This window comes from Halothiobacillus sp. (genome assembly GCF_027346185.1).
Taxonomy (GTDB): domain Bacteria; phylum Pseudomonadota; class Gammaproteobacteria; order Halothiobacillales; family Halothiobacillaceae; genus Halothiobacillus.
Genome location: NZ_DAIESY010000018.1, coordinates 1 through 5,217, shown reverse-complemented (window position 1 = coordinate 5,217; position 5,217 = coordinate 1). Strand labels below are relative to the sequence as shown.

Genomic DNA, 5,217 nt, shown 5'->3' with positions numbered 1-5,217 from the left:
GTCGTTGACGGTGGGCGAAACGGAATACGGCCTGCGTTATACCGCCGCATTGGCGCGTGGCTCTGTCTTTGCGATCCAGTCGCACCCGGAAAAGAGCGCCGATGACGGGCTGATTCTGCTGAAAAACTTTACCCGTTGGGACGGTCGTTTCGACTGAACCCGTTTGCTCTCTTGCGTATCGAGGACGCTTCTGATGCTGTTGATTCCTGCCATTGATTTGAAAGCTGGCCAGTGTGTGCGACTCAAGCAGGGTCGTATGGACGACGACACCGTATTCTCGGATGACCCGGTGGCGATGGCCCAACGCTGGGTGGACGCGGGTGCCCGGCGTTTACATCTGGTCGATCTGGATGGCGCTTTTGCGGGTAGCCCGAAAAATCGGGAAAGCATTGCGGCGATCTGCGCGGCTTTTCCTGAATTGCCGATCCAGGTTGGCGGCGGCATTCGCGAGGAAGAAACCATCGAACAGTATCTCGCGATGGGTGTTTCCTATGTGATCATCGGCTCCAAGGCGGTTTCCGACCCCCATTTTGTAAGCGATGTCTGTCTGTCGTTTCCGGGGCACGTCATCGTCGGGCTCGATGCGCGCGACGGCAAGGTCGCGATTGATGGCTGGGCCAAGACATCGAATACCGATGCCACCGATCTGGCGCGTCGTTTTGAGCAGGATGGCGTTTCTTCCATCGTCTTCACCGATATCGCTCGTGACGGCATGATGCAGGGCGCGAATATGGAGGCGACCCGGGCCTTGGCACGCGCGGTGCGTATTCCCATTATTGCCTCCGGGGGCATGACGGATATGGCCGATATTGATCGGTTGATTGATGCGGCGGACGACGGCGTGGCCGGAGCCATTATCGGGCGCGCATTGTACGAGGGCGGTATCGACCTCGGCATGGCTCAGTCACGGATTGATGAGCGTTGTGGCGTCCCGCCTTTTACCGAATAAGCCAGAAATAATGAGCCAAAAACAATGAGCATGGATTCATGAGCTTGGCCAAACGCATTATTCCCTGCCTGGATGTGGCCGATGGGCGCGTGGTCAAGGGTATTCAGTTCGAATCGCTGCGCGACGCGGGCGATCCGGTCGAGGCCGCGCGCCGGTACAACCTCGAAGGCGCGGATGAGCTGACCTTCCTGGATATTTCCGCTTCCCATGAAGGGCGGGACACGATGCGTCATGTCGTCGAGCAGGTGGCAGAAGAAGTCTTTATTCCGCTGACTGTGGGCGGCGGCATCCGTGCGCTTGCCGATGTCCGTTCATTGCTGAATGCCGGTGCTGACAAGGTATCCATCAACACTGCTGCGGTGTTCAATCCCGACCTGATCAAGGAAATTGCCGACTCGATCGGCGCACAATGCCTCGTGGTTGCGATTGACGCCCGGCGCGTGTCCCAGCCCGGCGAGCCGCTGCGATGGGAAATTTTTACCCACGGCGGGCGCAAGCCGACCGGTTTGGATGCAGTCGAATGGGCGAACCGGATGGCCGAATATGGTGCGGGCGAGCTGCTCGTGACCAGCATGGATCGTGATGGCACCAAGCAGGGGTTCGATCTGGAGCTGACGCGGGCGATTGCCGACTCCGTGCCGGTGCCGGTCATCGCCTCCGGTGGCGTCGGTAATCTGGACGATCTCACGGCGGGCATTCTGCAAGGCCATGCCGATGCGGTACTGGCGGCAAGTATTTTTCACTTTGGTACCTATCGCATCAGCGAGGCTAAGGCGAACATGGCGGCAGCAGGAATCGAGGTGCGACAATGACATTACCGGCATGGATCGATGCGGTGCAATGGACGGACGATGGTCTGGTGCCCGCGATTGCGCAAGACGCCCGTACCGGCCGCATCCTCATGTTCGCCTGGATGAATCGAGTCGCCTTGGAGCAAACGGTTGCCACGGGGGAGGCGGTCTACTTCTCCCGATCCCGTCAGCGGCTCTGGCACAAGGGCGAGGAAAGCGGGCATGTGCAACGGGTGCAGGAGATCCGCCTCGACTGTGACGGTGATGTCATTCTGCTCCAGATTGAACAGATCGGCGGTATTGCCTGTCATACCGGTCGGGAAAGCTGTTTTTTCCGCCGTTTGGTCGATGAGCAATGGCAGATCACCGATCCTGTATTAAAATCACCGGGCGAAATTTACGGGGAAGGCGCGCATGGCCACGAATGATACAGAGAGCGTGTTGACCCAGTTGGCCGCCGTGATCGAACAGCGCAAGCAGGCCGATCCCGGTTCGTCCTATGTCGCGCAACTGTTTGCCAAAGGTCGGAGCAAGATAGCCCAGAAAGTGGGTGAAGAAGGCGTCGAGGTTGCGCTGGCTGCAGTGAGCACAGATAACTTGGCCATCATCAGTGAAATGGCTGATTTATGGTTCCACAGTATGGTGTTGCTGGCCGATGCGGGCCTGTCTCATCAGGCGGTGCTTGATGAGCTGGGCGAGCGATTTGGTTTGTCCGGCCTTGAAGAAAAGGCCGGTCGGCCTCAAAGCCTTAAGTCTGGGGGCATCAAGACTGGTAACATCAAGAATTGATTCATTATTTGAGGAGCGCGAAAAATGGGTAGTTTCAGCATTTGGCATTGGTTGGTCATTCTGGCGATCGTACTGTTGCTGTTTGGCACCAAACGTCTGAAAAATCTGGGCAGCGATCTGGGTAGCGCGATCAAGGGCTTCAAGAACGCAGTCAAGGACGAAGAAAAGAAAGACGCGGATACCGCAGCAGGTGAAGGCAGCAAGGAATCATTGGCGCATAAGGAAGCAGACTCCAGCCGCGTCATCGAAGGTGAAGCCGTTCGTCGCCAAAACTCGAACGATCAGTCTGGCAACAAACCAAGCTGAGGTTGCCCGTTAAACCGGCAGCCAAGCCAGCACCAAGGGTCAAACCGTGTTCGGATTTAGTATTTGGGAAATCTTCCTGATTCTTGTGATCGCCCTGCTTGTGGTCGGTCCCGAGCGGCTGCCCGGTCTTGCGCGGACGGTCGGTACCTGGGTGCACAAAATCAAAAAGTTTGTGGCGAACGCAAAGGCCGAGCTGGACAGCGAGTTCAACTTTCAGGATATGAAGGACATTCTCAACTCCCAGGAGTCCGAGATTGCCAAGTTGCGCGCCTTAGTGGAAGAGACTCGGCAGGAAGTGAACGAGTCCGGGCGTCAGGTTCTGGGTGCAGTCGATGACGCGGAGGCAAGCTTCCGGGCAGCCGCTCAGTCAGAACAAGAAGCAGCGGGTGGCCCTCTGAAGGCCATCGATGATGCGGCCTCTGTTGAGCAGCCTGTTTCTGCCGAAAATAAGCAGGCCGCAATCGGCAAGGACGCTGATGTCACATCGGGCGCGGTAAAGCCGACTGCACATACGTCTGTCCCATTGAGTTTCGACGAAGAAATCCGGATGCTTGAAGAAAGTTCGGGGCAGGCCTTCAAACGTCCCTTCGCGCCTGCTGAACCTGTAGATGCGCCATCCGACACCGCTGATGCCAATAAACCCTCACCCTCACCCGATAGCAAAACATCATGACTGAACGCGATTCGTCCCGAGAGGCGGACAAAAACGGTCTTGCAGACGTAGTCGAAGAAACCGGCATGGCCGGTTTTCTTGGGCATCTGGTAGAGCTGCGCAATCGGTTGCTTAAGGGCGTTCTGGCTGTATTGGTGCTTTTTTTGGCCTTGTTCCCGTTCCGCAATGAACTGTTCACCTTGCTCGCCGATCCGCTTTCGCGTCACATGCCAGCCGGCTCGACGATGATCGCGGTGCAGGTTGCCTCGCCATTTTTCATTCCGCTCAAACTGACGGCGCTGACAGCCGTGTTCATTGCGATTCCCTACCTGCTGTATCAACTCTGGGCCTTCGTCGCGCCGGGTCTGTACAAGCACGAACGCCGCTTGGTGGCGCCACTGGTTTTTTCCAGCACGATTCTGTTCTATCTTGGCGCAGCATTTGCCTACTTCGTCGTCTTCCCGGTGGTGTTCGGTTTTCTGAGCACGGCGGGGCCAAGTGACGTAAATTTTGCGCCGGATATCGGGGAATACCTGAGTTTTGTCACCTCATTGTTCTTCGCTTTCGGTTTCGTGTTCGAGGTGCCGGTGGCGATTGTCCTGCTGGTGATCGTGGGTGTGGTGACACCGGAGAAACTGGCTGGATTCCGCCGCTACGCCATTCTGATCGCTTTTATCATTGCGGCCATCCTTACCCCGCCGGATGTGCTGTCGCAGTTCATGATGGCGCTGCCGATCATTCTGTTGTATGAGTTCGGTTTGTTTGTGAGCCGGTTTTTCTATAAGGCCAAGCTGGCGCGCGCAGCCGAGGTTGAGGCAGAAGAATCGGGCGCGGCGGATGATGAATCGGATGAGGCCGTCTCCGCGCGCCATGCCGAGTACGAGGCCAAAGCGCAAACACGGGCTGACGAACCGCTGGACATGGATAAGGCCTTTGATGAAGCGGAAGCTGATCAGCGCCGTCTGGAGTCCGATTCATCGGAAAATCAGGATAAACCTTCATCGGATACTTCCGGCCGCACAGAAGAAGGCGAGCAGCCGTCCACGGACAGCAAGCCGGAGAATGAACCAGACGACCCATCCGATCCGTCGCCCAAAAAGCCCGACAGACCGGTTTGAGTCGAAAAACAAATGATGACGGGCGGCCATCCCGCTCCGATTTTTTATTTATGAAGGAATAGCATATGTCACGAACCGCCCCCCGTAATCCCGTTCTGTTAATCATCATGGACGGGATCGGCGTCAACCCCAGCCGCGAAAACAATGCCTTCGCCCTGGCACACACCCCCAACCTCGATTATCTGTTCGCGCATCACCCGCATACCGTGATCGAAGCGTCCGGCCGGGCCTGTGGTTTGCCGGATGGACAGATGGGCAATTCCGAAGTGGGGCACTTGACACTGGGTTGCGGCGACCTGATTCGTCAGGATCTGGTGCGGATCGATGATGCCATTGCGGACGGAAGCTTTTATGAGAATACCGCACTGGTTGAAGCGGCGCAGAAGGCGGCGGCCGATCATCGCCCGCTGCATTTGATCGGACTGGTCTCCGACGGCGGCGTGCACAGCCACATCAATCACCTGCTGGCCCTGATCGACCTGGCCAGCCGCCATGGCGCGCGTCCTCTGGTGCACATGATCACCGATGGTCGGGATACCGCACCGAAGTCCGCACGCTCCTATCTGCCGGAGCTCGAGGCCAGCTTGAAGGCCGCCGGTGGCGCGATCGCCA

General features: G+C 57.5%; 7 protein-coding genes and 2 pseudogenes. All 9 read left to right on the top strand.

The genetic code is table 11. The features are described 5' to 3' along the window. Positions 1 to 157: pseudogene (gene hisH / locus M7R55_RS01540) on the top strand (imidazole glycerol phosphate synthase subunit HisH); the annotation flags it as partial. Positions 158 to 193: 36 nt separating this feature from the next. After that, positions 194 to 949 (top strand): 1-(5-phosphoribosyl)-5-[(5-phosphoribosylamino)methylideneamino]imidazole-4-carboxamide isomerase, encoded by a 756-nt coding sequence (hisA, locus tag M7R55_RS01535; protein WP_298217868.1) that lies wholly within the window; start codon positions 194 to 196, stop codon positions 947 to 949. A gap of 38 nt (positions 950 to 987) precedes the next feature. Beyond that, complete coding sequence (gene hisF / locus M7R55_RS01530; protein WP_012823014.1) at positions 988 to 1,761, top strand: imidazole glycerol phosphate synthase subunit HisF; 774 nt, start codon at positions 988 to 990, stop codon at positions 1,759 to 1,761. After that, on the top strand, positions 1,758 to 2,168 hold the full coding sequence (gene hisI / locus M7R55_RS01525) for a phosphoribosyl-AMP cyclohydrolase (protein WP_298217866.1): 411 nt from the start codon (positions 1,758 to 1,760) through the stop codon (positions 2,166 to 2,168). Before hisF ends, hisI begins: the two co-directional genes overlap by 4 nt. Next, positions 2,155 to 2,529, top strand: coding sequence for a phosphoribosyl-ATP diphosphatase (locus tag M7R55_RS01520; RefSeq protein WP_298217865.1), 375 nt, complete (start codon positions 2,155 to 2,157; stop codon positions 2,527 to 2,529). Before hisI ends, M7R55_RS01520 begins: the two co-directional genes overlap by 14 nt. Before the next feature lie 24 nt (positions 2,530 to 2,553). Continuing rightward, a complete protein-coding gene (gene tatA / locus M7R55_RS01515; RefSeq protein WP_298217863.1) occupies positions 2,554 to 2,835 on the top strand; it encodes a Sec-independent protein translocase subunit TatA in 282 nt (93 codons plus the stop codon). 46 nt (positions 2,836 to 2,881) lie between these two features. Next, positions 2,882 to 3,508 (top strand): Sec-independent protein translocase protein TatB, encoded by a 627-nt coding sequence (gene tatB, locus M7R55_RS01510; RefSeq protein WP_298217861.1) that lies wholly within the window; start codon positions 2,882 to 2,884, stop codon positions 3,506 to 3,508. Then, entirely contained in the window at positions 3,505 to 4,605 is a 1,101-nt protein-coding gene (tatC, locus tag M7R55_RS01505) for a twin-arginine translocase subunit TatC (protein WP_298217860.1), read from the top strand. The genes tatB and tatC overlap by 4 nt, the downstream gene beginning before the upstream one ends. Before the next feature lie 65 nt (positions 4,606 to 4,670). After that, positions 4,671 to 5,217 (top strand): annotated as a pseudogene (locus M7R55_RS01500) (2,3-bisphosphoglycerate-independent phosphoglycerate mutase); the annotation flags it as partial.

What these genes read in the sequence shown, in the direction of transcription:
- hisA (WP_298217868.1), top strand. Translation starts at nt 194, where the DNA reads ATGCTGTTGATTCCTGCCATTGATTTGAAAGCTGGCCAGTGTGTGCGA.
- hisF (WP_012823014.1), top strand. Translation starts at nt 988, where the DNA reads ATGAGCTTGGCCAAACGCATTATTCCCTGCCTGGATGTGGCCGATGGG.
- hisI (WP_298217866.1), top strand. Translation starts at nt 1,758, where the DNA reads ATGACATTACCGGCATGGATCGATGCGGTGCAATGGACGGACGATGGT.
- M7R55_RS01520 (WP_298217865.1), top strand. Translation starts at nt 2,155, where the DNA reads ATGGCCACGAATGATACAGAGAGCGTGTTGACCCAGTTGGCCGCCGTG.
- tatA (WP_298217863.1), top strand. Translation starts at nt 2,554, where the DNA reads ATGGGTAGTTTCAGCATTTGGCATTGGTTGGTCATTCTGGCGATCGTA.
- tatC (WP_298217860.1), top strand. Translation starts at nt 3,505, where the DNA reads ATGACTGAACGCGATTCGTCCCGAGAGGCGGACAAAAACGGTCTTGCA.